Source organism: Streptomyces sp. NPDC006012 (assembly GCF_042871185.1).
Taxonomy (GTDB): domain Bacteria; phylum Actinomycetota; class Actinomycetes; order Streptomycetales; family Streptomycetaceae; genus Streptomyces.
In genome coordinates this window covers 88882-114722 of the sequence record NZ_JBIAIE010000014.1, presented here as the reverse complement: position 1 = coordinate 114722, position 25841 = coordinate 88882, and the positions used below count along the sequence as shown (strand labels likewise).

25 protein-coding genes are annotated in these 25841 nt (G+C 70.2%); 7 read left to right on the top strand and 18 right to left on the bottom strand.

Features of this window, described 5'->3' with window-relative positions; genetic code table 11:
- Positions 1 to 118 precede the first annotated feature (118 nt).
- Both ACFYPJ_RS23610 and ACFYPJ_RS23605 read left to right on the top strand, forming a co-directional pair.
- Positions 119 to 421, top strand: a complete 303-nt coding sequence (locus ACFYPJ_RS23610; RefSeq protein ID WP_389020453.1) for a muconolactone Delta-isomerase family protein — start codon at positions 119 to 121, stop codon at positions 419 to 421.
- A gap of 102 nt (positions 422 to 523) precedes the next feature.
- Entirely contained in the window at positions 524 to 895 is a 372-nt protein-coding gene (locus tag ACFYPJ_RS23605) for a YybH family protein (RefSeq protein WP_389020451.1), read from the top strand.
- Positions 896 to 991: 96 nt separating this feature from the next.
- Here the strand turns inward: ACFYPJ_RS23605 and ACFYPJ_RS23600 are convergent, their stop codons facing one another.
- The 6 genes from ACFYPJ_RS23600 to ACFYPJ_RS23575 all read right to left on the bottom strand — a co-directional run bounded on the left by ACFYPJ_RS23600 (position 992) and on the right by ACFYPJ_RS23575 (position 9158).
- Entirely contained in the window at positions 992 to 1561 is a 570-nt protein-coding gene (locus tag ACFYPJ_RS23600) for a carboxymuconolactone decarboxylase family protein (RefSeq protein ID WP_389020448.1), read from the bottom strand.
- A 165-nt stretch (positions 1562 to 1726) separates the two neighbouring features.
- On the bottom strand, positions 1727 to 2854 hold the full coding sequence (locus ACFYPJ_RS23595) for a DUF6282 family protein (protein WP_389020445.1): 1128 nt from the start codon (positions 2852 to 2854) through the stop codon (positions 1727 to 1729).
- 83 nt (positions 2855 to 2937) lie between these two features.
- Entirely contained in the window at positions 2938 to 4695 is a 1758-nt protein-coding gene (locus ACFYPJ_RS23590; protein WP_389020442.1) for an MFS transporter, read from the bottom strand.
- Positions 4692 to 5831 carry an alpha-hydroxy acid oxidase gene (locus tag ACFYPJ_RS23585; RefSeq protein ID WP_389020440.1) on the bottom strand — a complete coding sequence of 380 codons (1140 nt, stop codon included), beginning with the start codon at positions 5829 to 5831 and terminating at the stop codon, positions 4692 to 4694. Before ACFYPJ_RS23585 ends, ACFYPJ_RS23590 begins: the two co-directional genes overlap by 4 nt.
- The gene (locus ACFYPJ_RS23580) at positions 5831 to 7405 is read right to left on the bottom strand and encodes an NAD(P)-binding domain-containing protein (protein WP_389020437.1); all 1575 of its coding nucleotides are present in this window, start codon (positions 7403 to 7405) and stop codon (positions 5831 to 5833) included. Before ACFYPJ_RS23580 ends, ACFYPJ_RS23585 begins: the two co-directional genes overlap by 1 nt.
- A gap of 142 nt (positions 7406 to 7547) precedes the next feature.
- Positions 7548 to 9158: a cytochrome P450 gene (locus tag ACFYPJ_RS23575; protein ID WP_389020434.1), complete on the bottom strand. Its 1611-nt coding sequence runs from the start codon at positions 9156 to 9158 to the stop codon at positions 7548 to 7550.
- A 1127-nt stretch (positions 9159 to 10285) separates the two neighbouring features.
- Here ACFYPJ_RS23575 and ACFYPJ_RS23570 point away from each other — a divergent pair.
- A complete protein-coding gene (locus ACFYPJ_RS23570) occupies positions 10286 to 11059 on the top strand; it encodes a GvpL/GvpF family gas vesicle protein (protein WP_389020431.1) in 774 nt (257 codons plus the stop codon).
- A 58-nt stretch (positions 11060 to 11117) separates the two neighbouring features.
- Here ACFYPJ_RS23570 and ACFYPJ_RS23565 read toward each other — a convergent pair whose 3' ends face one another.
- Together ACFYPJ_RS23565 and ACFYPJ_RS23560 are read right to left on the bottom strand one after the other, a co-directional pair.
- Positions 11118 to 12410 carry an MFS transporter gene (locus ACFYPJ_RS23565; protein WP_389020429.1) on the bottom strand — a complete coding sequence of 431 codons (1293 nt, stop codon included), beginning with the start codon at positions 12408 to 12410 and terminating at the stop codon, positions 11118 to 11120.
- Between the two features lie 534 nt (positions 12411 to 12944).
- The gene (locus ACFYPJ_RS23560; protein WP_389020427.1) at positions 12945 to 13691 is read right to left on the bottom strand and encodes a TetR/AcrR family transcriptional regulator; all 747 of its coding nucleotides are present in this window, start codon (positions 13689 to 13691) and stop codon (positions 12945 to 12947) included.
- A gap of 94 nt (positions 13692 to 13785) precedes the next feature.
- Between ACFYPJ_RS23560 and ACFYPJ_RS23555 the strand changes: the two genes are divergently transcribed.
- The 3 genes from ACFYPJ_RS23555 to ACFYPJ_RS23545 all read left to right on the top strand — a co-directional run bounded on the left by ACFYPJ_RS23555 (position 13786) and on the right by ACFYPJ_RS23545 (position 17348).
- Entirely contained in the window at positions 13786 to 15231 is a 1446-nt protein-coding gene (locus ACFYPJ_RS23555) for a DHA2 family efflux MFS transporter permease subunit (RefSeq protein ID WP_389020425.1), read from the top strand.
- 660 nt (positions 15232 to 15891) lie between these two features.
- Positions 15892 to 16827 carry a pyridoxamine 5'-phosphate oxidase family protein gene (locus ACFYPJ_RS23550; protein ID WP_389020422.1) on the top strand — a complete coding sequence of 312 codons (936 nt, stop codon included), beginning with the start codon at positions 15892 to 15894 and terminating at the stop codon, positions 16825 to 16827.
- Between the two features lie 161 nt (positions 16828 to 16988).
- Positions 16989 to 17348, top strand: a complete 360-nt coding sequence (locus ACFYPJ_RS23545; RefSeq protein ID WP_389020420.1) for a hypothetical protein — start codon at positions 16989 to 16991, stop codon at positions 17346 to 17348.
- 76 nt (positions 17349 to 17424) lie between these two features.
- Here ACFYPJ_RS23545 and ACFYPJ_RS23540 read toward each other — a convergent pair whose 3' ends face one another.
- On the bottom strand, positions 17425 to 18276 hold the full coding sequence (locus tag ACFYPJ_RS23540) for a hypothetical protein (protein ID WP_389020417.1): 852 nt from the start codon (positions 18274 to 18276) through the stop codon (positions 17425 to 17427).
- 161 nt (positions 18277 to 18437) lie between these two features.
- Here ACFYPJ_RS23540 and ACFYPJ_RS23535 point away from each other — a divergent pair, with 161 nt between their 5' ends.
- Positions 18438 to 18692 (top strand): hypothetical protein, encoded by a 255-nt coding sequence (locus tag ACFYPJ_RS23535; protein ID WP_389020414.1) that lies wholly within the window; start codon positions 18438 to 18440, stop codon positions 18690 to 18692.
- Positions 18693 to 18832: 140 nt separating this feature from the next.
- Here ACFYPJ_RS23535 and ACFYPJ_RS23530 read toward each other — a convergent pair whose 3' ends face one another.
- The 9 genes from ACFYPJ_RS23530 to ACFYPJ_RS23490 form a co-directional block, all read right to left on the bottom strand.
- The gene (locus ACFYPJ_RS23530) at positions 18833 to 18934 is read right to left on the bottom strand and encodes a hypothetical protein (RefSeq protein WP_389020686.1); all 102 of its coding nucleotides are present in this window, start codon (positions 18932 to 18934) and stop codon (positions 18833 to 18835) included.
- Between the two features lie 41 nt (positions 18935 to 18975).
- Positions 18976 to 19101, bottom strand: coding sequence for a hypothetical protein (locus tag ACFYPJ_RS23525; protein WP_389020697.1), 126 nt, complete (start codon positions 19099 to 19101; stop codon positions 18976 to 18978).
- 15 nt (positions 19102 to 19116) lie between these two features.
- The gene (locus ACFYPJ_RS23520; RefSeq protein WP_389020412.1) at positions 19117 to 19755 is read right to left on the bottom strand and encodes a TetR/AcrR family transcriptional regulator; all 639 of its coding nucleotides are present in this window, start codon (positions 19753 to 19755) and stop codon (positions 19117 to 19119) included.
- Between the two features lie 108 nt (positions 19756 to 19863).
- Complete coding sequence (locus ACFYPJ_RS23515) at positions 19864 to 20568, bottom strand: alpha/beta hydrolase (RefSeq protein ID WP_389020409.1); 705 nt, start codon at positions 20566 to 20568, stop codon at positions 19864 to 19866.
- Positions 20569 to 20875: 307 nt separating this feature from the next.
- Positions 20876 to 21298 carry an SRPBCC family protein gene (locus tag ACFYPJ_RS23510; protein ID WP_389020407.1) on the bottom strand — a complete coding sequence of 141 codons (423 nt, stop codon included), beginning with the start codon at positions 21296 to 21298 and terminating at the stop codon, positions 20876 to 20878.
- A gap of 73 nt (positions 21299 to 21371) precedes the next feature.
- Positions 21372 to 22385 carry an aldo/keto reductase gene (locus tag ACFYPJ_RS23505; RefSeq protein ID WP_389020404.1) on the bottom strand — a complete coding sequence of 338 codons (1014 nt, stop codon included), beginning with the start codon at positions 22383 to 22385 and terminating at the stop codon, positions 21372 to 21374.
- Positions 22386 to 22559: 174 nt separating this feature from the next.
- Positions 22560 to 23354 (bottom strand): SDR family NAD(P)-dependent oxidoreductase, encoded by a 795-nt coding sequence (locus ACFYPJ_RS23500; protein WP_389020401.1) that lies wholly within the window; start codon positions 23352 to 23354, stop codon positions 22560 to 22562.
- A gap of 117 nt (positions 23355 to 23471) precedes the next feature.
- A complete protein-coding gene (locus ACFYPJ_RS23495) occupies positions 23472 to 24296 on the bottom strand; it encodes an aldo/keto reductase (RefSeq protein WP_389020399.1) in 825 nt (274 codons plus the stop codon).
- A 108-nt stretch (positions 24297 to 24404) separates the two neighbouring features.
- Positions 24405 to 25652, bottom strand: a complete 1248-nt coding sequence (locus ACFYPJ_RS23490) for an MFS transporter (RefSeq protein ID WP_389020397.1) — start codon at positions 25650 to 25652, stop codon at positions 24405 to 24407.
- Positions 25653 to 25841: the final 189 nt, after the last annotated feature.

Sequence of the window (25841 nt, the reverse complement as noted above, 5' to 3'; positions counted from 1 at the left end):
ACCGGTCGACTACTATCTGATCCGGTCAGCACCGCCCCCAGGTCTCGACGCGCCTTACAGCGAGGCGTCCGGCACCGTGGGTCGCACGCACCCCTGTGGAACCGAGAGAGGAAGGGCCATGAAGGAGTTCCTGGTCGAGCTCACCACGACCGTGCCCGAGGGCACCGACCCCGCCGAGGTCAGCCGGCGCCGCGCCGCCGAGACCGTCCGGGCGAAGGAGCTTGCCTCCGCGGGCCACCTGGTCCGGCTGTGGCGCCCGGTGGGCGAGCTCCGGAGCATCGGTGTGTGGCGTGCGGACGACGAGGCGGATCTGCGCGAGAGGGTTCTTGGAACGCTGCCCCTGTGGCCCTGGATGACGGCGGTGGTCACCGCCGTGCGGTCACACCCCAACGACCCGGGCGCGACCGGCTCCACCGACTGATCCCCTCCAGCCCCGTACCCGTCGCCCCTTGCGGTGGCCATGGCCGTGGAAGGCGACATCCGACCCGCCGCCCGCGCCGCCCTTCGAAGGAGGAGAACCAAGATGACCAGCACAACAGCACAGGAAGCGATCCTGTCCGGCGTCGTGGACCGATGGAAGTCCGCGGTCGACGCACACGAACCGCAGCAGGTCGCCGCGTGCTTCACGGAAGACGCGATCTTCCAGGGGCTTCGCCCCTACAGCGTCGGACGTCCGGGGGTCTTCGAGTACTACGACTCCCAGCCTCTCGGGCTGAGAGCCGACTATCAGGTTCTGGAAACACGGCAGTTGGCCGATGACGTGCTGCTCGGCTACCTGGGTGTCGACTTCTCCTTCACCGACCGGCCGACCGTCAAGGTCACCCTCACCCTTGTCCTCAGGCAGATCGCCGGCCAGTGGCAGATCGCCCACTACCAGGTGTCGAAGCAGTCCTGACCAGCGGATCTCCGCTTCTGCCGGCCTTGCGCCCCACCCACGTCACATCAGCCTGATCCGTGTCAGCCGGCCCGCGGACCGTCCGTCGTCCGCGGGTCAGGCGTCGTGGTCGTGCGCGCGCGGGACCAGGCCGCGGTAGTCGGCGAAGCCGTCGTCGCGGGACAGGCGCCGGGCGGCGACGGCGAAGTAGTCGTCGTCCGGCGCCCGCACTCCCAGGCCCTCCACGATCCGGTTCATCAGGTTGAACAAGGCACACACGGACACGGCGTCGTAGAGGGTCCGCTCCTGCCAGCCCGCCGCAAGCACCGCCTCGGCATCGGCCGCGGTCATGCGGCCCGGTGTCACGGTGAGCTTGCGTACGTAGGCGAACAGGGGCTTCATCGCGTCACGGACCGGTGCGGTGGCGAGGTCCGCCAGCAGCGCCGCGAGGACGCCGTGTTCGATGCCGAACCGCTCGGCGACCGCCTCGTGGACCCCGCGGCAGTACCGGCAGGAGTTGAGCGCCGACACGAACGCCGCGATCAACTCGCGTTCCGCGACGGTGAGTTCGGACGGCCCCCGGAGTACCACCTGGTGGTAGTCGACCAGTGGTCCCGCGGGTTCGGGGAAGGTCTTGAGTACGTCCAGGACGGTGGCGTCGGCGGGCAGTACGGGAAGGAAGGCCACGGCGGGTTCTCCTCGAAGCGGGCGGGTGGGGCGGTCAGGTCGTAGGCCGGTGCCGGACGAACGGTTCGGTGTGGCCGGGGATGCGCCCAGGGACCGTCCGGGACGGCGGGGTTCCTCGCATCGGGCAGCCCTCGGGGGCCGGTGACATGCCGCTCGTCGGCGCGGTCACCGCACGCCCATCAGTGCGCCGGGGTTGACCGCGCACACCTGGTGCGCCTGCTCCTCGCTCAGGCCGAACGCCCGCATGTGGGCGCGCACCAGCCGGAGCGCCTCGACGGAGTGGGGGAACAGCGGCTCGCCGGCGTCGCTGGACAGGGTGACGTGGTCGGTGCCCAGTTCCAGGATGGCGGCGGCCATGTCGGCGGGGTTGACGCCGAGCAGCGGCGAGATCTCGTCGTAGGTGAAGTTCAGGTGGACACCGGCGGAGGTCAGCTCCCGCATCTCGGCCACCGACAGGTCGATGAACGGGCTGAAGGGGTGGTCCACGACGGCCTTGGTGATGTTCAGCTCACGCACCGCCTCGGCCATGGCGAAGATCTCCTCGTGGGTGGCGTGTCCGAAGGAGACCATTACGTCGTGGTCGGCGACCATGCGGAAGATCTCCTTGTACTCGGGTTTGAGCCGGCCGTGCCCGTCGAGGGTGTGCTCGCCGACTGTGAGCGCCCGGTCCCACGGCAGCGGGTCGCTCCACTCGGCGGGGTCGCTGCTGCCGCCCCACCAGATCGGCGGGCCGCCGACCTTGCTGAGGGTGTTGGCGCTGCGGAAGACCGGCATCCACACCGCCTTGACGCCGTCCCGGAGCTGGGTGCGGGCGGCCTCCAGCAGCGGCAGTCCCTTGGTGAAGCTGGTGATCCAGCCCGCCCACAGGCCGATCGGCTCGATGCCGGTCTCCGCGCACCAGCGCCGTAGCTCGGCGTCGACTTCGCGGATCACACCGGCCGGGCCGGCGACGTCGGGGCGCCGCATGCCCAGGCTGCTCTTGAACAGCAGACCGCCCATGCCGCTCGCGGCGGCCGTCCGGGCCACGGCCAGCGCGTCCTGCTGGCCCTCGTGGGCATGGCAGTGGATGTCGATCGCACCCTCCACGCCGTGGACGGCCGGCGGGTGCAGGGGTGCGCCGCGGTAGCCCATGCGGGCCCGGTAGGCGTCCAGGAAACGGTCGTGGGGGGCCTGGTTGGGGCGGCGGAGCGCGGCCTCAGCCAGCAGTTCCTTGTCCGCGGGGGTGCTCGCGGTGACGTCCGCGGGGGTGTCCGCGGCGAGGTTCGCGGGGGTGTCCGCGGCGATGTCGTCCATGGGTGTCCTTCGTCTTTCCGGGGCGTCGTACGACGTAGGGATGGAAGGTGCGGCGGAGCGAAGCGAAGGGAGAGTGCGTGCGCTCAGGTGTCGGCCGGGGTCCGGACGATGCCGGCCGGCCTCGCCGGGCCGTCCGCCTCGACCAGTGCTCTGCCGCGTGTCTCGGCGCCGTACCGCCACAGCACCAGCCCGGCCGCGACCAGCGGTACGGCGCTCACCAGGGCCAGGCCCTCCAGGCGCGGCGCCGAGCTGAGCAGCAGCGGACCGAACAGGCCCCCCGCCTTGCCGCCGGCGGCGGCGACACCGCTGCCGGTGGCGCGCAGCGCCGTCGGGTAGACCTCGGTGGCATAGGGCGCCAGCAGGGCGACCATGCCGCCGGATGTGATGAGCAGCAGCGCGGTGAGCACCACCAACGCGTCGCCGTGGCCGGCGCGTTCGGGGCGCAGCACCGCGTACCCGACCAGGACCAGGGCCGTGGCGGCGGCGTAGAGGCACATCGCCTTCCGGCTGCTCCACCGTGCGTACAGGGCGGCGGCGACGAGGGTGGCGGGCACGGCGAGGGCGGAGGAGACGAACAGCAGGCTGCTCGCCCGGGTGCTGGAGCCGGCCGAGGTGAGGAAGTTGGGCAGGAAGGTGATGAAGCCCCAGTTGACGATGCCCCAGCTCACCCCGAACAGGACGATCACCCAGGTCTGCCCGCGGTACGGGGCCGACAGCAGCTGGGCGAACCGGCGGGGTCCGGCGCCTGCTCCGGTCGTTCGCGGCGCGGCGAGCGGGCCCCTGGGCGCGGGGCGGTTCGCGCGCGGGTCCCGGTCGGTGTCGAGGTCGGTGTCCAGGGCAGGCGTCGCGGCGGCCGGTGTTCCGGTGCCGACGCCCGTGGCCGTCTCCCCCGCGTCCGCGACGTCCGCGACGTCCGCGGCGTCCGCCGGCACGGCCCGGATGCCGTAGCGCGCCATGACCCGGGCCGCCTCCTCCTGCTGCCCGGTCTCGATGAGGAAGCGCGGCGATTCGGGGATCCACCGGCGCAGCACCACCAGCAGCAGGCCGGTCGGCAGTCCCAAAAGCCACAGGACTCGCCAGCTGTAGTGGGGGACGAGCAGGGTCGCGCAGCCACTTGCGACGAGGTAGCCCGCGGCGGCGCTGAACCCGCTCTGCGCCACCACGATCCAGCCGCGCCGCCGGGCGGGCACCGACTCCGACATCAGCGAGTACACCGTGGGCAGCATTCCGCCCGCGGCCATGCCCATCAGGGCGCACATCACCAGGTTCCAGCCGAACGACGGCATGAACCCGCACACGGACGTGGCCACGTACATGAGCGCCGACAGCAGGATCGTCGAGCGGCGGCCGTAGAGATCGGCCAGCCAGCCCCACAGCACCGAGCCCACGATGGTGCCGCCGATGGCGACCAGCGGCAACAGCGACGCCTGCGCGGCGGTCAGCCCGTACTCGGCACGCATCCCCGGGACCGTGAACCCGAGCGACGCGGGCTTCATGGTGTCCACCACCAGCGCCACCGACAGCACCACCACCAGGCCCCGGTGGGCGCGGCCGAAGCGGGCGCCGTCCAGGGCGGCGTAGCGGGTGCGGATCTCAGGGGCGCGGGCGGCGGTCCGTTCACGGGCGGGCAGCAGACTCCGGGCGGCGGCGCCCAGACCCAGCACCATCAGCACCATGCCGGTGGTCATGGCCGGGTCCATGCCCATGCCCGCCATCTCGAAGTGTTCGTCGCGCATGCTCCAGTAGGCGGGCAGGTGCAGCGCCACGCCGGCCACGACCAGCAGGGAGCCCGTCGCGAAGACCGCGCGCGAGGCGCGGTCACCCGTTCTGGCGGCCCTCACCGTCCCGAGTCCGCTCGGACGACCATGTCCCGGTCCAGTTCGGCGGGGCCGGCGCAGCCGCACAGGGTCAGGGTGTGGGCGAGTTCGTCCCGCAGGATGCCCAGCACCTGTTCCACTCCCTGCTGCCCGCCGACCGTCAGGCCCCACACCACCGGCCGTCCCACGGCGACCGCCCGCGCGCCCAGCGCCAGCGCCTTGGCGACGTCGGTGCCGCGCCGGACGCCCCCGTCGAGCAGGACGGGAATCCGGTCGTCCACCGCGTCGAGCACCCGGGGAAGCTGGGTGACGGTGGCGGGGGTGGTGTCGAGCTGCCGACCGCCGTGGTTGGAGACGATCACCGCGTCCACCCCCAGATCGGCCGCGACGCGCGCGTCCTCGGGATGCAGTACGCCCTTGACGACGATCGGCAGGCCGGTCATGGCGCGCAGCCGCTCGACGTGTTCCCAGGACAGCTCGGGCGACAGGTCCACCTGCCGGACGTGCCCCGGCTCGTCGGCGCGCAGCGACCGCAGGTTCTCGCACACCACCCCGGGCGGCAGGTCGTGGAAGTCGTTGCGGTCGTTGCGCACATGACGGCCCAGCGCCGGGGAGTCGGCGGTGACGACCAGGGCGGCGCACCCGGCGTCCTCGGCACGCCGTACCAGAGCCTCGGTGAACCCCATGTCCCGCTGGATGTAGAGCTGGAACCACAGGTGTGCGTCGACGGCCGTCTTACGGGCCTCGGCGGCCATCTCCTCGATGGCCACGGTGGACAGCATCGCCGCGATCATGACGGCCCCGGTGGAGGCGGCGGCGCGGGCGGTGGCCCGCTCGGCGTCCGGGTGCGCCAGCCGGTGGAAGGCGGTCGGGGCGAGCACGACCGGCATGGACGCGCGGTGGCCGAGCAGGTCGGTGGTCAGGTCGGGCAGGCCCCGCCCGCGCAGGATGCGCGGAAGCAGGGCCAGTCGTGCGAAAGCGGCTTCGTTGGACCGAAGCGTGATCTCGTCGTGGGCTCCCCCGGCGAAGTAGTCGTAGTGCACCGGGTCCAGCCGTTCCCGGGCGAGCGGTTCGTACTCGCGCACGCTCAGCGGCCTCGCCGTTGCCGGGGAGGGGTTCGTGGAGGAGGTGTCCGTGGAGATGTTCGTCGAGGTGCTCATCACCGGTCACCGCTTGTGAGGAGGGAACGCTCCAGAGTGTCCGTCAAGTACTCCACCAGTGGTTTGACGTGCACCACCGGGTCGGTCCACTCGTTGTCGAGGTTCTCCTTCACGCGGTGCTCGGAGACGGCCTCGCCGCGGTGGAAGTGCCGCACCACGGGGTGCAGGTACCGGTCGTCGTGCTGGTGCTCCTGCTCCCAGGCGCGGCCCGCCGCGATGTCGAACGGGTCCAGCTCGTCATGTCCGGGGAAGTACTCGAACGTGACGGTGACATAGCTGTCGTGCTGTCCGAATCCGGAGTCGTGCAGGTAGTCCACCGGCATCTCCTCGTAGTGGCGGACGCCGTCCCCGTCCACCACGAACAGGTCGCACAGGAACGTGAACTGCTGCCAGAGCGCGGAGGTGGTGGCCAGCCGCGCCAGCACCGCGTCCGCGAGACCGGCCGGGTCGGACGGCACCGTCCGGTGCGGCCACTCGGTGTGCTCGTAACGGCGGTCCAGCATCCGCGTCAGCGCCCGTACGCCGTACCGGAAACCGTGGATGAAGGCACTGGTGTACTTCTTGAAGTCACGCACCTGGGTGAGCGTGCCCGCGACGTACAGGTCGGGGACGTTGACCGATTCCCAGGACGAGGTCAGCGCCGGGAACCGGTCCTTGATGGTGAGTTCGGGGCGGCATTCGGGCGCGAAGATCGAGGCGTCCATCGCGAATCCGGTGCAGGCGAGCACCCGGTCGTAGCAAAAGGAGACGGTCTCGTCGCGCCGCAGATAGGTCAGGGTGACCTCGTAACCGTCGGACAGCTGCTCGATACGGTCCACGGTGGCGTCCAGCACCGAGTTCTGTGCCTTGAGCTGGTAGGTGTCGAGGAAGTTGTTGTTGACCGCCCGCAGATGGCCGATGAAGTGTGTCTTCCAGGCGAGCTTGAGGGAGCTGGGGCCGAGTATGTGGATGACGGCCGCGCGCTCGACGAGGTGGTCGGCGGTCTCGAAACCCGAGTTGCCCTTGCCGATGATCAGCACCCGCTGGTCGGTGAAGCTGTCGGGGTCCAGCGTCATGTCCGCGTACGACTCGGCGGTCTCGATGCCGGGGATCGGCGGAACGTACGCGCGGGAGAAACCGGTGGCCACCACCACGCGCCGGGCGGTGTGCACGGTGCCGTGTTCGTCGGTGACCCGGAAGGGGCCGCGCTCGCCGTCCCGGGCGACCTCGGTGACGCGGGTGTCGTAACGGATGTCCAGCTCGTGATGGGCGGCGAAGTCGGCGAGGTAGCGCAGGTAGTCGTCGGCGTGCGGGAAGTACCGGTCGGTGTACTGCGTGAACCGTGGCATGTCCGCATCACCGAGCAGCGAGTTCCAGTCCACCCGCAGCTTCTTGTCGGGGTCGTCGAATCCGCAGTACGGCTTGTTGATCGAGATCATCCGGCGGTGCCGCGGAAACGTCCGGTAGAACGCGCCCGGCACGGATCCGGCCTCCAGGACGAGGTGGTCGCGGTGGGCCTGCTTGAGGAAGTAGGCGAGTTGCACGCCGGCCGGTCCGGCGCCGATGACGAGGTAGTCCAGCGTCTTCTGCGTCACGTCATTCTTCACAGGCGTTCTCCAGGAGTGCGCGTCGAGGCTTGCGGACGATGGGCCGGGCACGGGTGGCACGGGTGGGCACGGTGCCGGACCCGGTCCGGCCGTCTCCGGGCACGACGAGGACAGCGGCCGCGGACGCCCGTCAGGAGGTGGGGCCCGTGTGCGGGCAGGCACGGGTGGGCGCGGGTGGCGCCGTGCCGGAACCGGTGCCGATATCGGTGCCGGTGCCGGTACTGGTTCCGGTGCGGGTATCGGTGCTGATGTCGGTGTCGGTGTGGGCGCAAGTGCCGGTGCCGGTGCCGGTGTCGGTGGCCGAGTGGACGGTGTTGGCCGTGTCGTGGTGCGGGGCGCCGTCCGCCGGCGGGGCCGCCCGGTCGAGGGGGCGCCCCTGGCCGTCATGGGAGGCGAAGTGGCGGGCCGCCGGCCGGGTACGGCGGGCGGCCAGCACCATCCAGGTGCCGAACCCGAGTTGGGCGATGCTGCGCCCGACGTCCTCGAAACGGTCCCGCGTCCACAGCGCGCCGCGCAGCGCGGACCGCTGCCGGCGCGGCAACTCGTCGTCCCGGCGGATCAGCAGACAGGGGGCGCGGTGCGGGATGGACCGGGTGTGGGAGACGAAGGAGTCGAGCACGAAGCGGGACAGGATCTCCCGGGTCGCGGCACGCATGATCAGGGGTGCCAGACGCCAGGCGGGGCAGGGCCGGTTGGCGGCCACACCGAAAGGGATGTGGTGTGCGTTCCTGGCTGAGGTGTGTTCCCAGCGTTCCGGGTCGAAGACGTCCGGGTCCTGGTATCCGCCGGCGTGGTAGTCGGGATAGCTGAAGCACAGCACGGACCCGGCGGGGATGGTCGGCAGACCGTCCAGGGCGATGTCGTCGCTGGTGATCCGGTGCGCCACACCGAACAGCGGGTAGAGCCGGAAGGTCTCGTCGATGACGTGGGAGAGGTACCGGTCATCGTCCGGATGCCGGGCCACCCGGCGCTGTACGTCGGGGTGTTGGGCCAGCGCGAGCAGCAGGTGGGCCATGGCCTCCGACATCTGCACGACGGCCGTGTTGAAGAAGGTGCCCTGTAGGTAGTACGCCTGCTGGAGCGGCGTCAGACAGGTGGGCAGCGGCCGGCGGGTGGTGTCGCCCGCGGCGAGCCGACTGAGCAGGTGACGGGTCAGCCGGTCACGGCGGCCCAGGTGGCGGGGGCGGGTGCACTTGAGGCCGTTGACCACGTCCTCGGCGTTGTCCACGATCAGCCGCCGCACATGTGCCGGGCAGGGCCGGTCGAAGACCACCTCGTGGAAGAAATCCGCCCACACCGGCATCATCAGGTCCCGCAGCCGGACGAGCGTCAGCCGCCCGGTGGCCACGGTGTCGAGCACGGCCGCCGTGTGCCGGGCGGCCCGCGCGTACAGGTACTCGGAGGACCCGGCGAGGAAGGCGAGGGTGCAGCGGGCGACCTCGTCGTAGCGGGGGCCGGCCTCCAGGTGTTCCTGATGGATGTCGGCGCCGGGCGCGAGCCAGTACCAGAACAGGTCGGACAGGACGGCGCCCTCGCTCCGGCCGTTCGCCGCCGGGTGACCGTAGAGTTCCTGGAAGCGGTCCGCGCCCACGGTGGCGTTGGGGAAGGTGATCCCCTCGTCGCCATTGACCTTGGCGAACACCTTCATGCGCAGGGCGACGACCGAGCGGGGCAGCCATGCGGGAGTGGACAGCAGCAGCGTGCCTGCCGCCAGGGCTGCCGCGGTCCTGGACCTGACCATCGTCACGCTCCTCTCACAGGGTGGGAGTGGAGATCACGGGTGGTGCGGTACGTGGGGCGCGGGGCCGCGCCTGGTGCGTGGGGCCGGGTCCGGTGCGTGGAAGCTGAGGCCGGGGTGTCTGAGGTCCGGGTACGGCCATTACCTCGTGCGGCCCTACCTGGTACGGCCAGCCCTTGCACGGCCCGCCCTCATATTGCCTTCTTCCGTATGCCCTTCTCCCGCATGCCAGGCAAACAGCGAATTCTCGTCCTCGCGGCGCCCTTTTCTCAAGGCTTTTGATGCGCTGCGCACCGTGTTGACCGAAGCAGGTTCACGGCCCCCCTGAAACTCGGGCAGAAAACCCCCCGGCAGAGGGCCCCGTCTCGACGGTCGAGTGATTTCGCCCGGCCTTTTCCACGGTGCGCGAACAATAACCGACCCACGGCCATACAGGGCCTGAAGCTGCATCGTCGACGAGATTTTCGGCTCGCCCGAGATCGCACATGGAAGCCTCCTGCCTCCTGTGGGGGATGCGTAAACGACGATACTTCTTTCTTCAAGCACACAACAGAAGGGGGTCAATGTGACCTGGGTCACAATAAATCGTCAGCTTCTCAATGACCAGCGGAACCTTGCCCGATGGCCATAATTCGACCCTCGCATCGAACACTTCCCGCCGCATCATGGAGGCGAAATGGGTGAATAACCTGAAGTGATTTACGATTTCGCAAACCGCCGAACCTGACACCCGACCGAATACCGCACTAAATCCCTGCCGGGCCAGGCACAGAAATCGGTCAGACGCAGCCGGCTCATCATTGAAGCAGTCGCCGAAAAGTCCGAGCCACCAAAACCCACTGCGGCTCGGAGGCGGTCGGGCAGGGCGGGACGCGACGCCCGCGGCCAGGTGCGGCAGGACGTGCAGTACGGGGCTCGCCGAGTGAAAGGGGCGGGGCGGGGGACTTGGCACTCGGACCGGGTTCCGCGAGTCCCTTCGAGGGCCGGCCCGGCCGGGGCTCGTGGCGAGAGGCACGAAGGGGACGAGAGACACGAAGGCGAGAGGCACGTGGGAGGGGCGCGAAGGCGAAAAAAGGCACGCAGGCGAAGGGCACGAAGGAAACACGACGGAGAAGGAGAGGGGAGCAGGAGTGAATACGTACGTCTACGGGATCACAGCCGCATCGCACCCCGCGCCGCCGGACGGTATGGCCGGCGTCGGCGACCCGGCCCGTCCGGTCCGCACGCTCACCAAGGGTGAACTGGCGGCCGTCGTCAGTGACGCGCCCGAAGGTCTGCGTCCCGAGCAACGAGACCTCCTCGCCCATCAGAACGTACTCACCGAGATCGGCGCGACCGGTTGTGTGCTGCCCATGCGGTTCGGCAGCGTCGCTCTCGACGACGGCACCGTCACCGACGTACTCGCCCAGCGGGCCGGCCACTACCAGGAGCGGCTGCGGGCGCTGAGCGGCATGGTCGAGTTCGACGTCACGGCCAGCCCCGTCGAGAAGGCCGTGCTGCACCTCGTGATGGGCCACCACCCGGAGATCCGGGAGTTGGCGGAGGCCAACCGCCGGGCGGGTGGCGGAAGTTACGAACAGAAGGTCAGGCTCGGCGAGTTGGTCGTGTCCGCGGTGCGGGCCCAGCAGACCGAGGACGTCGCCGCGATGACGCGGGCGCTGAAGGCGGCGGCCGTCGCCGTCAGCGCCGGGCCGGAGCCGATGGACTTCCTGATCGCCAGGTCCTTCCTGGTGGGTCGGCACACGACACGGACGTTCCTGGCGGCCGTGACGGACGTGCAGGCGAAACTCCCGCATCTGGAAGTGCGCGTCGATGGTCCGCTGCCGCCGTACAGCTTCGTGGACCCGGGCCCGTCCGAGCCCGCGGACCGTCCGGCGGGCAGTACGTACCCGGGAGCGGGGTAGCGGCATGCCGCCGTCCTCCTGCGGCGGCGTCCCGCGCCGGTCCCGGCCCCGGTGCCCGTCACCTGTTCTTCCGGGGGACGTCGCGCAGGTGGCGGAGCGGGGAGAAGAACACGATCCAGCCGGCCCCCCAGGTACCGGTGAAGGCCAGCCAGAGCGCGGGGCGTACCCCGATCAGGGTGCCGAGTACCCCGCCGAGGACGCTGCCGAGCGGCAGGGTGCCCCACACGACCCAGCGGACGGCCGCGTTCATCCGGGCCATCAGCTCCGGTGGTGTCACTGACTGCCGGTAGCTGAGCTGGGCGATGTTGTAGACCATCACGGAGAAACCGGCGACACCCCAGCCCAGCGGGAACAGCAGCACGCCCCAGCCCCGCCAGGCTGCCGCCGCGACGACCTGCGGCGCGCTGAAGACCAGCATCGACATCCAGATGATGCGGGCCGAGCCGATCCTCTCGGCGAGCCGGCCGGCGAGCGCGCCCCCGGCGATCCCGCCGATGGCCGCGCCCGCCATGATCAGCCCGGTCAGCGCGGGACGCACGTGCAGCTCCCGGACCAGGAAGACCGTCGCCAGTGCCGACGTCATGCCGGAGAAGAGGTTCGCGGTGGCTGTGCACGCCACGACCTTGCGGAGAATGCTGTGGCCGAAAACGAACTTCAGACCTTCGGCGATCCGGCGCCGCAGCGTCTCGTCCGCCGACCGCACCGGCCGCGGCCCCTCCCGGGTCCTGATCCCGAGGACCGAGAGGACCGAGACCGCGTAGGAGACCGCATCGGCCGCCATCGCCCCCGCGGCGCCGAACACCCCGACCAGCCCGCCGCCCAGACCGGGTCCCCCGAACTGCGCGAGCGCCTGGGTGGTCCCGAGCCGGCCGTTGGCGCTCAACAACTGATCGGCACGGACAAGTGACGGCACATAACTCTGGTACGCGACGTCGAAGAACACCGAGCACACACCCGCCGCCATCGCGACCACGTACAACTGCGTCATCGTCAGGACGCCGAACGCCGCCGCCGGCGGCACCGAGCCGATGATCACCAGGCGGAGCAGGTTGCAGACGATCATGACGGAACGCTTGGCAGCGCCGTCCACCAGCGCACCCGCGGGCAACGCGATCACCGCGAAGGCCAGCGTGGTCGCCGCGGTCAGCAATCCGACCTGGAACGTGCTCGCCCCGAGCGCCACGACCGCGAGCAGCGGCAAGGCGACCTGAGTGACCGCAGATCCCGTCTCACTGACCGTCTGACCGCTCCACAGCAGCAGGAAATCCCGCTGACGCCACAGGCTCGGGCCACCGCCGGTCCGCGACCCGGCGTCCGCCACGTCCGCCGCGTCCTTCGCCACTTCCGTCACCGCACCGGCTCCGTTCGCTGATCCGAGGCGGTCCACGCCGCTGATCACCAACACGCCCGGCACGGTGTTCCCGGTTCTCGCCGGGCTGTGCACACCTACCGGGACGTCAACCACGCGGTGAAAACAGATCCGCAGCAGGTGGCCAAAAGCGTCAGGAGTCGCACCGGAACTCGCTGAAGAGTCATACGGAAGCCGCCCATGCGGATGTCCAGTGCGGGCGCGCTGCGGTCGGCTTCCGAGGCGCTGCGGTCGCTCATGGCTTTGCCCTCCGTCAAGTTCCGTACGGATCAAGGTGGTTGGACGCATGCGGTAGTTCCAGCATCCTCTATTCCGCTACGGAGAGTGCACTCGGGGTCAGCAGCGGGGCGTTTATGCGGCACTGAGTGCCACATTCCTGTCTGTCATGCCCCTTTGCGTGGGATTCCAGGAGGCCGCTGTCACCCTTGCCCATCCATTTGATCGATCAATTGGGCACCGGCAGCCGGCGGCCGGCGAACTCCGAGGGGGCGGCGCCAGGCCCGGAGTCCGGACCGTTCACGGCTGCCGCCGTGCGCCCGGGAGCCCGTCGATCAGCAGGCCGATGGTGAAGTCGAAGCGGTCGCGGACGGTTCCGGCGGTGAGTTCGGCGGCGTGGCGCTTGGTGTGGGGGAAGGTCTCGGGCAGTGCGGCGAACCGGCGCAGCAGTTCACCGCGGCTGACGACCCAGTTGTCGTCGCTGCCGCTGATCCGCCGGTTGGCCAGGGAGACCTCAAGGCTGTAGGCGTTGACGTAGAGCGACAGCGAGTCGACCGCCCAGGCGGCGGGCTGCGGCTCGATGCCGCCGGCGATCAGGATGGCGAGCAGTCCCTCGCCGACGCGCAGCGTGTCCACACTGGACGGAGCGGCGGCGAAGGCCGCCTGGGAGATGCCCGGGTAGCGCAGATACTGGTCGCGCAGTTGGGTACAGACGCTGACGATCTGCTGCCGCCAGCACGCGGGGTCGGGCTCGGGCAGGTCGATCTCCGCGCACAGCCGGCCGATGAGCAGTTCGTCCAGGTCCTCCTTGTTGACCACGTGGGCGTAGAGCGAGGACGGTCCCGTCTCCAGCGCGTTGGCCACGCGCCGCATCGTCAGGGCTTCGTATCCCTCCCTTTCCACGATGCCGAACGCGGTGTCGACGATGGCATCGACCGTGATCGGTTTCTTGCGCCCGCCGGACGGACCACGCCGGGCCGCGGGTGTGTCCGAGCCGGTGCCGAACTGGTGCCGCGCTGCGCGCCGTTCCTGCGGAGTCGGTGACATGCGGGCAGTCTAGCGAACGGACGAACAGTGTTCTACATCACTAAGAACGCTGTTCGTGTTGTCTGGAACAGAGTTCATATGTAGAACAGCGTTCGTGTCCATCAACCAGCACATATCCCAGGCGCCCCCGACCAGCACGCTGCCGCTGCGCAGCGCGTGGCTCGTCCTTTCCGTCGTGGTCCTGGCCGACATCATGGATCTGCTCGACTCCAGCATCGCCAACCTCGCCGGCCCGTCCATCCGCGCCGACCTCGGCGGCGGCCAGGTGACGGTGCAGTGGGTGCTGAGCGCCTACACGGCCGCCTTCGCGCTCGGCCTGGTCACCTCGGGACGGCTCGGGGACCTGCTCGGCCGCCGACGACTGTTCCTGCTCGGCATGACCGGCTTCACCCTGGCCTCGCTGGCCTGCGGTCTCGCCCCCCACGTGGTCTTCCTGATCGTCGCCCGCACCCTCCAGGGCCTGTTCGGGTCGGTCATGATCCCGCAGGGTCTGGCCCTGGTGAAGGTCGTGTTCCCGCCCCAGCACCTGCGCAAGGCACTGACCCCGGTCGGCCCGCTGATGGGCCTGACCATGGTGGCCGGGCCCATCCTGGCCGGCTGGCTGCTCCACCTGGACCTGTTCGGCAGCCAGTGGCGCTCCATCTTCCTGATCAACGTCCCGTTGGGTATCGCCGCCCTCGCGCTCGGCCGGCGGGTCCTGCCCCGCCACGGCGGCGAGGACCGGTCCGCCCGCCTCGACCTCACCGGCGTCGGCCTGCTCACCGCGGCATCGGCCCTGCTCATCGTCCCGCTCATCCAGGGCCGCGACCTCGGCTGGCCCGCCTGGACCTACGTCATGATGGCCGCCGCTGCCGTCCTGCTCGCGCTGTTCGTCGTCTCCCAACGGCACAGCATGCACCCGGTCATCGCGCCGTCGCTGTTCCGCAAGCGCAGCTTCGTCGTCGGCCTGGTGATCGTGGCCGGGTTCTACGCGTCGCTGAGCGCGTTCGTCCTCGTCCTCAACCTGCTGTTGCAGCAGGGCATGCACTGGACGCCGCTGCGCACGGGTCTCACGCTGATCCCCTGGGCCCTCGGCACCGCCGTCGCCGTGCTGCTCGCCGGCGCCGTACTCGCCGAGAAGCTGGGCCGCGCCGGCCTGCACCTCGGGCTGTCCATCGCCGTCGTCGGCCTGCTGGCCCTGTGGTGGTCCGTGGACCACTGGGGCACCGGCATCACCGTGTGGAAGCTCGCGCCCGCGCTGCTCCTCACCGGCTTCGGCTCCGGGCTGGTGTTCGTCCCGCTGGTCGATTACGTCATCGGCGATGCGACCGCCGAAGAGGTCGGCACCGGCGCGGGCCTGCTCAACGCCGTCCAGCAGTTCGCCGGCGCGATCGGTGTCGCCGCCCTCGGCACGGTGTTCTTCGCCCGGGTCGGGCACCCGTCCGTCCCTGCCTACTTCACCGCCGCGGAACTGGTCCTCGGCATCGCCGCGGGCCTGAACTTCCTGACCCTGCTGCTGGTGGGCCTGCTGCCCAGGCACGCCCAGCAGGCACACGGCTGACGGAGCGGTCCTGAACGCCGGTCGTCGGCGTACGCGTTCCGGACTCTCGTCGAAGGTGCAATCATTCGCCGGCGCCGCGCACGACCGCAGCGTAACGCTCTCCCGACTTGACGCGCAGAACTCGGAGTTGTCCCGCTGCTACAGCCGCACCAGGTGATGGGGCAGGTTGCAGACTGGTTGTTTCCCACCGATCCGTACCGATACGACCGGCATTCAGCTGCGCCCTGATCAGCGGGTCGATTTCTGTCACCTGCAGCGCGAAAGCCTGTGCCCATTCCTGCTCGTCAAGAGGGAGGTCTGGGCGCCGAACCCGTCCGCATCACACGTGTGACCCGTGGACGGCACATCAGGTCCGCCCACCGATGCGCAAGGTATGCGACCACCTGCCGGAACATACGTCTTTCCGGTACGACAAGTCCGGACCGCTTCCGTGGCCACGGGAGAGCAACCGGATCGCGGTGAACGGCCCTGGCCGGTGAGGGGTGACGGAACGGCGAAAGGAGGGAGCGCTGGTAACGTGACGCCCGGCGAGCACACCTTCGTACTGATCGAACACGTCGACGGCGAAGCCCAGCTCATCCCCTTCTTTTCCTGCGTGCACGTGCCCGACGGCGGGCAAGACGCACGCCACGCACTCCCCTGCTACTGGAGATGAGAACCGTGACGCCCCTTGACGAATCCCCTCTGGACGTCCTGGACGCCTACCGCACCTGTGAGTTCGCCACGCTCGGCCGTGACGGCACCCCTGCCACCTGGCCGACCGCCGTACGGCGCAAGGAGGACGGCACGCTCCTGCTGACCACGTCGCTGGCCTTCGCCCAGAAGGCACTCAACATACGCCGGGACGCGCGCGTCGCCCTGCTGTTCTCGGACCCCACCGGCAGCGGTCTCACCGACGCGCCGCAGATCTTCGTGAGCGGCCGGGCCGAGTGCCCCGATGAGATCATGACCGGGCCCGAGGGAGCCGAGGACTACTGGCGGATGCTGTTCGAACGTCAGCCGCACAGCCAGTCGTACGTCTCCGCGCCCGCGCGGTGGACGATGGACTGGTACTACCTGCGCCTGCTGATCACCGTGGTGCCCGAGCAGGTGATCCTCCGGCCGCCGCTCGCCGCACCGGGCCCGGACACGGCCGGCGGGACCGATGCCGCCGGCTCGCTGCCGGGTGCCGCGCAGCTCGCCGCCTACTCCAGCGCGGTGCTGGCCGCCCGCGACGTCTCGGGGGCACCCGTCCTCGCCCGCACCCGGCCCGTTCCCGCCGACGGCGGGTACGCGCTGGAGGTACCGGCCGACTGCGCCGCGGTCCCGGGGCCGGCCTCGCTGCTGGTGCATCGGCACGACGACAAGATGAACCACATGCACAACGCGCTGGTCCGGGGGCGGCTCGAAACCGCCGGGGACGGTCTGCTGCTGGCTCCGGACAAGGTCGTGGAGCCGATGGGCACCGGTCGGGCGAGTGACGCGCTGAAGGTCATGCGCAGCACCAAGCGTGCCACCAACCGCTATCTGGAACGGCGCGGGCTGGCCCGGCCGAAGGTGCGCTGGGACGGGTTCCGGACGCTGGCCACCGCCGCACGCCGGTCGGACGGCGCCTGAGCCCGCACCGGCGAGCAGGCGCCGGTGGCAGCACACGTATGTGTGGCTGGATCCCTACTCCCCGCACATGGTTGAACATGCAAAAATCTGCGACGGCCGTATTCGACCGAACCAGTCGTGCCGACGCCTCCCCCAACGTCGGCACAAGAAAGGGTGGTTGCATGTTCACCCCCAGGGCGAAACTCCGTACTGCTGCCGCCACCGCGACGATGGCGGCGGCACTGATCGGCCTCGGTGCCGGGGCGGCGAACGCCGCCGGCTGGCCCCCTCTGCAGCCGGGCGCGTTCCTCTACTCGGGCACCACCGGAACGGGCACCGTGACCAAGCCCGACCTCGCCGACTTCGGCACGTGCCACAACCTGTCGCAGCCAGTCCGTTCGATCCAGATCGCCAACGGCTCGGCGTCCGTGGAGCTGTACTCCGGAGCCGACTGCACCGGCTGGTCCTGGGCCAGCGGCTCGCTGACCCAGACCGACCTCCCCGTGGCGGAGCTGAGCTACCGGGTGGTCGCCGCCACCTGACGACCGCTCAGGGACCGCTTTCAGTCGTGGCCCGGCCGAGACGACTTCTCGGCCGGGCCACGGCCGTCGTCCGCGGCTACCGGTCCTCCTCCCAGTGGTAGGCGAAGATGACCGTGGCGCCCTTGCACAGGCCGGGCGAGAGCATGGACGCCCGCAACGTCCTCGTCCGCACGTCGTAGTCGAGGCCCTCGGCCTCATAGGCACCCGAGCACTTGCTGATCTTCGGCAGGTTCAGCACGTCGGTCACCTTGCCCCCGATCCGCTCGCCGTCCAGGGCACGGTCCAGGTCGACCTGGAAGACGCGGCCCTGGTCGGCGTCGCAGACCAGGCGCTGCTCCGTGAAGAAGTCGCATGCCTGTATGTCCTTGACCGGGCGGTCGAGGGTGATCTCCGCCGCCTGCGGGAGTTCGCCGCCCTTCGCCGGAGTGGACTTGTTCAGCAACGGCGCGGGGAAGACCTGCAACCGCTTCTGGACGCCGAACTCGCCGGAGACCAGCCACTGGTGATCGGGGGAGACGGTGGCGAAGGAGTTGTTGAACAGCTCGCCCGGATCGAGTCGGTGCCGGTACTCCAGGCGCGTCCCGTCGGGTTTGGTGACCAGGAACATCTTGGCGGATCCCGCCTTCGACCCCTGGTAGGAGTCGAACACGTGCCCGTCCGCGAGGTCGAGGTCCCCGATGTGGTGGAAGCCGTGCGCCCGCACCGACACCGGAATGCTGGCCGGGCCGCGGGTGAGGAGGGTGCCGTTCTCCCTGGTGGCCACGCCCTCGGCGCCGGTCAGGGAGTTCACCGTCTTCCGGCCCTTCGGTGTCCATGACCCGGAGGGGGTCAGGTCCTTGGCGGGGGCACAGCCGGCGGTGGTGACGAGGGTGGCGACGACGGCGCAGGTGCTGACGACGGCGCTCAGGAGGCGAACTCGTGGAAGCATCACAGGATTTCGGGATCGATGGTGAGGGACGGGAGCGAACGCTCTGCTCTGTTCACGCATGCCGTCCGCCGCGGTGTTCACCGCACACGTTCTCGTGTCCAATTCGACATGTGTCTCACCAGGTGACGCCCGGACCGATCCCGAGTCGATCCGCTCATCCCATGCGGCTGTTCCGGCTGGTGCGCACGCTCGTCACCGCGGTCCTCGCCCCGTTCTTCCATTTCGGGGACCTCGCCGGAACGCTCGCCCGGCAGGCGTTCGAGGGTCGGCTCTCCCCACCCGTGGCCGTGGCGGTCGTCGTCGGCCCGCCGGCGTCGGACCTGCTCCTGCCCGTGCCGTCCCGTGCCGGGTCCGCCGCGGCGCAGGAGCCCTCCCGCGCTTCGGCTGGTGCACGGCCGCCCGCTGGGCCGGCCTGACGGTCTCGTGCGGGCCGGGCCGCCTCGCCGCAGCGCGCTCGGTGTTTCCGTCGCGTCGGCTGGGCTAGGCCGCGCCGTGCACGGGGCGTGCGCCACGGCAGGCGGCGGACGTGGAGATCCGGACCGGTCCCGTGAGCCGATCAGTGGACCAGCGTCGGGATCCACCCACCGTCCGCGCTCAGCGTCTGCCCGGTGACGAAGGAACTGGCGGGGGACGCGAAATGGAGGACGGCCTCGGCGATGTCCTCGGGCTCGCCCGGACGTCCCGGGGCGTACTGGGCGGTCAGCCTGCGCTCGCGCGGGCCGGCAGCACGGTCGTGCTCGCCCCGATGCCCCGGCCGCCGCCGGTGATCACAGCGGTCCGGCCCGCCAGTGGGGTGGTGGGCGGGCCCTCGGCTGTGTCGGTCACGTTCTTGTTCCTTCCTCACGGGTTGTCGGAGGGGCGCCGGTACGCGCCGTACCACCAGATGCACGCGAGTTCACGGGCGAAGGCGGCGTCACCGCCGCCGTCGTCGACCTTGATGTGATGGGCGATCGCCTGGGCGCCTCCCCAGATGATGATCCGGCTCGCCGCGACGGCGTCGAGGTCGGCCGTGGTCGAGCCGGCCGCCTGTTCGGACAGCAGGGTCCGCAGCACGGCCTCGTCGAAGCCTTCGAGGTCGGCGGTGTAGAAGTCGCTCACGGCGGGGTCGTACGACGCGGCCTCGCGGACGGCGGTGAGCACGCTCCGGTGGGCCCGGTGGATGCGGATGACCTCCTCGAAGAACCGGGTGAACCGGTCGGCCCCGTCCTCCCCGGCGCGCGGGTCCCACTGCTGTGCCAGCTCCAGCAGGGACTGGCGCAGTTCGTCGGTGAGCCGGACCAGGATGTCCGACTTGCCCTGGAAGTGGGCATAGAAGGTGGCCCGGGAAACGCCGGCTTCTTCGATGATCCGCTGCACGCTGATCTCGGAGAAGGATTCACCGGCGTCGAGCAGCCGTTCCAGGGCGGCCATCAGCTGGGTCCTGGTCGCGGCTGCACGCGCGGCGTGGTGGTCCGCCTGGCGGCGCGTCACGGGTCTCATTCGGGCACCTTCCGTTCGTCGAGCTGGGGTGTCGGTCCCACCCCCACGGTAGGTGCCCCGCGGCGAGACGTGGGGAAGGTGTCTCGCCGCGGGCGCTCTGACGGCCTGTCAGGTTGTCTGCCGGGGCCTCGTGGTTCCGGGGTTCTGCGCGATCTTCATCAGCACCTCCGCGAACTCACGCGGGTGGGAGTAGAAGGGCGCGTGGTGGCCGACGACCCGGTACACCGTGTCGGCGCGCTCGGCCATGGCCTCGGCGACGGTGCCGGTGAGGGAGACGTCGCTGTCCGGGATGACATAGCTGTTGGGGACCGTCTTCCAGCCCGCCTTCGTGACCGTCTCGTAGTCGCCGCGCACGGTCTGCGGGACGAGTCGGGCCGATGCCTCGATCGTCTCCGGGCTCGTGGGGTCACCGTCGTAGAAGGCGGCGGGCAGATTCAGGTCGGGGTTCTCCGGCGGGCGCAGGCCGGCCAGGGACTCGGGGGCGGACAGCCCGTGCGTCTGGAACATCCCCTCGCCGACGTCGAGCATGTAGGCGGCGACGTACACGGCGTGCGCGACGTTGGACGCTCCGGCGATGGCCTCGGTCACGGGCACCCCGCTGTAGGAGTGCGCCACCACGACCACGGGACCGTCGATCTCGTGCAGGGCCTGTCGGATCACGCGGGCGTCGTCGTACACGCCGGGCAGCGGCTCGGGCGCGGACAGGTCCGCCACGGCGCTGAGCAGACTCACGGTTCGCGTGGACCAGCCCTCGGCCGTCAGGACTTCCCGCAACCTGTCGTAGACCCACGGCCCGTGGTGGCCGCCGGGCACCAACAGAAACGTAGGTCGATTCACACTCTCAGCCACAGCACTTTCCTGACGCCTGGGCGGCACAGCCGCACACGTGAGCGGCACGATCCGGGTGATGTGCGCCGCCCTGCGACAGCAACCATACAGTGTGTTCAGACATGCAGTATGAGAGTGTGTCACCGGGCCACCCGTCCCGACGAGATCGCGAAGGCGACCCTGGACGCCTGATCAGGTCCGTGCCCCTCCCGCGCCGCGCACGGGTGACCCGGCACCGCGTGACCGCGTCAGGCTCGTCGGTCGATTCAGGGGCCTGAGTGACGGCTGCCGTTCAACGCCGCTCGATGGCGGCGGCCAGGGCGTCGAGACCGTCCCGGTAGATGCCGGTGAACAGGGCTTCGGCCTCCTCGTCGCGCACACCGTCGGGAACGAAGCGTCCGCTCCACTGGACCTCGGCGGCCTCCGGCCTGCCCGGCAGGGCGTGGACGCGGAGGGTGGAGAGGTAGCCGGTGACGGGGAACGGCGTCTGCACGAAGGTGTAGCTGTAGGAGCGCTCCAGCAGGTCGTACGCCGTCATCTGCTCGATGATCGTTTCGCCGTCGGCGCTGGTCAGCCGGCGTGCACGGCCACCCTGTTCGGAGATGCTCTGCGGGATGAAGGGCAGCCAGTCGGGCAGGGAGTGGAAGCCGCCGATCAGGTTCCAGACCTCGTCGGGGGAGGCTTGGACGACGCGGCTGACGGATGTGGATGCCATGGTCGGGTCCTTAGTGCGCCGGGCTGGGGTTGTCGTGGGGCGCGGGTCGGGCGCCGGCCGGCAGCGACGCGGGTCAGGCGCCGGCCGGCAGGGGGGCGGCCGGGTCGACGAGGCCGGCCTCCCGCAGGTCGTGCCAGAAGGCGGCGGGGATCTCCTCGCGCAGAGCGGCGAGGTCCTCGGCGATGCGGGAGGGACGGGTGGCGCCGGGGATCACGGCGGCGGCGGCCGGGTGGGCGAGGGAGAACTGCAGCGCGGCGGCCTTGATCGACACGCCGTACCGTTCGGCCAGCTCCCGGATGCGCCGGACGGTCTCCAGGATGTGCGGCGGGGCCGGCTGGTACTCGAAGTGGGTGCCGCCGACCAGGACACCGGAACTGTAGGGGCCGCCGACGACCATGTCGACGCCTTGTTCCACCGCCGCGGGCAGCAGCCGCTGGAGCGCCCGGCGGTGGTCGAGCAGGGTGTAGCGGCCGGCCAGGAGGAATCCGTCGGGGCGCGGCTCGTCCAGGGCGAGGGTGAGCTCGACGGGCTCCACCCGGTTGACGCCCAGGCCCCACGCCTTGATCACGCCCTGGTCGCGCAGGTCGTCCAGGACCCGGAAGGCGCCGGTGCGGGCGGTCTCGAACTGGGCGAGCCAGTGGTCGCCGTGGAAGTCCTGGGCGATGTCGTGCACCCAGACGATGTCCAGCCGGTCGGTGTTCAGCCGCCGGAGGCTGTCCTCGATGGAGCGCGCGGTGGCGTCGGCGGTGTATTCGTCGGTCATCCTGTTGGGACGGCCGTGCTCGAACAGGCCGCCCTTCTCGCCCAGGTCGCGGGTGGCGGGGTCCGTCACCTCGTCGTGGACGACCCGGCCGACCTTCGTGGACAGGACGAACGAGTCCCGCGGCTGCCGGGACAGCATCTCGCCGAGCCGGATCTCGGCCAGTCCCGCGCCGTAGAACGGGGCGGTGTCGTAGTAGCGGATGCCCTGGTCCCAGGCGGCCTGCAGGGTGGCCTGCACCTCGTCCTCGGGGATCGCGCGGAACATGTTGCCCAGGGGGGCGGTACCGAAGCCCAGCGGGCCGGGCAGCAGATGGGCGAGGCTCATCCGGAGCCTCCTTTCGTGCGTGGTGGTGAGCCGCTCGGCTCGTGCGTAGTGGTGAGCCGCTCGGCTCGTACGTGATGGTGAGCCGCTCAGCGCCTGTGCGCGGGGAGGAAACACGGGCCGGGGCAGGGCAGGGACCGGTGGCCGCGGCCGGTGGCCGCAACGGCGGCGGCGGGCTCAGGGCAGGATGGAATCGACGTAGCCGCCGTCGGCGCGCACGGCTCCGCCGGTGGTGGCCGACGCGTACGGCGAGGCGAGGTAGACGACCAGGTTGGCGATCTCCTCCGGCTCGATGAGGCGCTGCACCAGCGACTGCGGGCGGTACTTGACCATGAACTCGTGCTGCGCCGCGTCCCAGGGCAGTTCGTCACCGACGAGTTCGCGGACGAAAGCCTCGACCCCGCCGGTGTGGGTCGGTCCGGCGATGACGGAATTGACGGTGACACCGGTGCCTGCGGCGTCCTTGGCGAACCCGCGGCTGACGGCGAGCAGGGACGTCTTCGTCATGCCGTAGTGGATCATCTCGGCCGGGATGGCCACGGCCGAGTCGCTGGCGAGGTTGAGGACGCGGCCCCAGCCCTGTGCCTTCATCGCGGGCAGGTAGGCACGGATGAGCCGGACGGCGGAGAGGACGTTGACTTCGAAGTAGCGGCGCCATTCGTCGTCGTCGATCTCCAGCGGCATGGCGGCGCCGAAGATGCCGAGGTTGTTGACGAGGATGTCGACCGTGGGCACCGCCTCCAGTACGGCGGCGGCGCCCCGCTCCGTCGCCAGGTCGCCCACGGCGCCGGTGACGTCGTCGCTGCCGGACTCGGCACGTACGGTGCGTACGGCGTCCGCGACGCGCTCCTCGCCGCGGCCGTTGACGACGACGCGGGCGCCCGAGCGGGCCAGCCCGCCTGCGATGGCCTGGCCGATGCCCTGGGTGGAACCCGTGACCAGAGCGGTACGGCCGGAGAGGTCGATGTGCATGAGGCGTTCCCGTCGTCGAGGCGGTGGAGCGGCTGGAGTGGTACGGCTTCCGGTGCTGGTGCAGGTGCGGGTACCGGTGCCCGTACGGGTACTGGTGCCGGCGCTCCGGGGCGTTCGTCAGTTGAAGGTGTCGGGGTCGAAGCCGGTGCGCAGGCCCCGGTCGAGGCCCGTGAGGGCGGTCATGTCGGCGTCGGTGAGCCCGAAGCCGAAGACGTCGAGGTTCTGCCGGATGCGGTCGGGGGTGACGGATTTCGGGATCACAATGGTGCCGCTCTGCAGGTGCCAGCGCAGGACGACCTGCGCCGGGGTTACGCCATGCGCCTCGGCGATTCGCACGATCGCCGCGTCCCCGAGGACCGCGCCCTGGGCCAGAGGGCTCCATGCCTCGGTGGCGATACCGTGCTCGGCGTGGAAGGCGCGCAGCGCGGTCTGCTGCAGGCCGGGGTGCAGCTCCACCTGGTTGACCGCCGGGGTGATGCCGGTGTGGTCCAGGAGTCGCTGAAGGTGCGGGACCTGGAAGTTCGAGACACCGATGGCGCGGGCCCGCCCGCCGGCCAGGATCTCCTCCAGTGCGTGGTAGGTCTCCACGTACAAGTCGCGGGCCGGGGTGGGCCAGTGGATGAGGTAGAGGTCGATGTGGTCGAGGCCGAGCTCGTCCAGGGAGGCGTCGAACGCGGCCAGGGTCCGGTCGTGCCCCTGGTGGGCGTTCCACAGCTTGGTCGTGACGAACAGTTCCTCGCGGGGCAGGCCGGAGGCGGCGATGGCCCGGCCGACGCCGCGTTCGTTGCCGTAGATCGCGGCGGTGTCGATGCTGCGGTAGCCGGCCTCCAGGGCGGTGGCGACCGCGGCGGTGGTCTCCTCGTCGGGGACCTGGAAGACGCCGAAGCCCAGCTGCGGCATGCTCACGCCGTTGTTGAGCGTCACGTTCGGTACGGAAGTCATCAGGGGTCCTTCTTCGGATTCGTGGAGGGGACTTGCAGAGGGGATTCGTAGAGGGGATTCGTTGAGGGGATTCGTAGAGGGGAGAGGACGGGGCGGGGGTACGGGGGATCAGGAGCAGACGACTCCGGCCGCGGCGGAAGCGGAAGCGGCTCCTTCGTCGGAAGCCGAGGCGTGTTCGAGGTCCGCCGGGGCGGAAGCCGAATCGGTGCGGGGGCTCCGCAGCTCAAGTCGGTGGGAGAGGAAGGCCAGTACCAGCGCGGCGGCGGCCAGGACGGCCCCGACGGCGTTGGGCGCGGCGTAGCCGAAGCCGGCGGAGATCACCAGGCCGCCGAGCCAGGCGGACAGGGCGTTGCCCAGGTTGAAGGCACCGATGTTGGCGGCCGAGGCCAGTGTCGGCGCACCGTGGGCGTGGTCCAGGACCCGCTTCTGCAGCGGCGGGACGGTGGCGAAGCCGAAGGCGCCGATGAGGAAGACGGCCACCACGGTTGCGGCCTTGCCGGAGGCCAGGAAGGCGAACAGCAGCAGGACCACCGCAAGGCCGCCCAGCGCGGTGTAGAGCATGGGCATCAGCTTGCGGTCGGCGTACCGGCCGCCGGCGAGGTTGCCTGTCACCATGCCCAGTCCGAAGACCACCATCAGCCAGGTGACGGAGGATTCCGCGAAGCCACCGACCCCGGTCGCCATCGGCGCGATGTAGGTGATCGCGGCGAACACACCGCCGAAGCCGAGGACCGTCATGGCCATGGCCAGAACGACCTGGGCGTTCTTGAACGCGGCGACCTCGTGCCGCAGGTGCACCCCCTGCGGCTTGGGCACGTCGGGTACGAGCTTGGCGACGCCGGCCAGGCCGAGGACGCCGAGCCCCGCGACGATCAGGAAGGTCACGCGCCAGCCGGCGCTTTGGCCGACGTATGTGCCCAGGGGCACGCCGACGACGTTGGCCACGGTCAGGCCGGTGAACATCAGGGAGATGGCGCCGGCCTTCTTCTCCGGCGCCACCAGTTCGGCGGCGACGACGGAGCCGATGCCGAAGAAGGCGCCATGGGCCAGCGCGGCGACCACGCGGCCGATGAGCATCACGGCGAAGACCGGGGCGACGGCCGAGATGAGGTTGCCGAGGATGAACAGGCCCATGAGCAGCATGAGCATGTTCTTGCGGGGGATCCTGGTTCCGAGGACGGTCATGAGCGGTGCGCCGAACAGGACGCCGAGGGCGTAGCCGGTGACCAGGAAGCCGGCCGTCGGTACGGACACGCCGAGGTCCGCGCCGACCTGGGGCAGCAACCCCATGATCACGAATTCCGTGGTGCCGATTCCGAAGGCCCCTATGGCGAGGGCCAGCAGTGCGAGCGGCATGACGAGGGTCCTTTGACATGCAGGAGGGGAAGATGCGTGAGCGACTTACACGCATCAGCGCCTTACACGCATAGACAATAGTTGCAGACGCTGATTAATGGCAAACGCGGGTATAGTGAGTGGTGTGGTTGTGGTACGGCGGCCGGCTCCGACAGGGGCCTGCCGCCGTACGACCGGACCAGGGAGCTG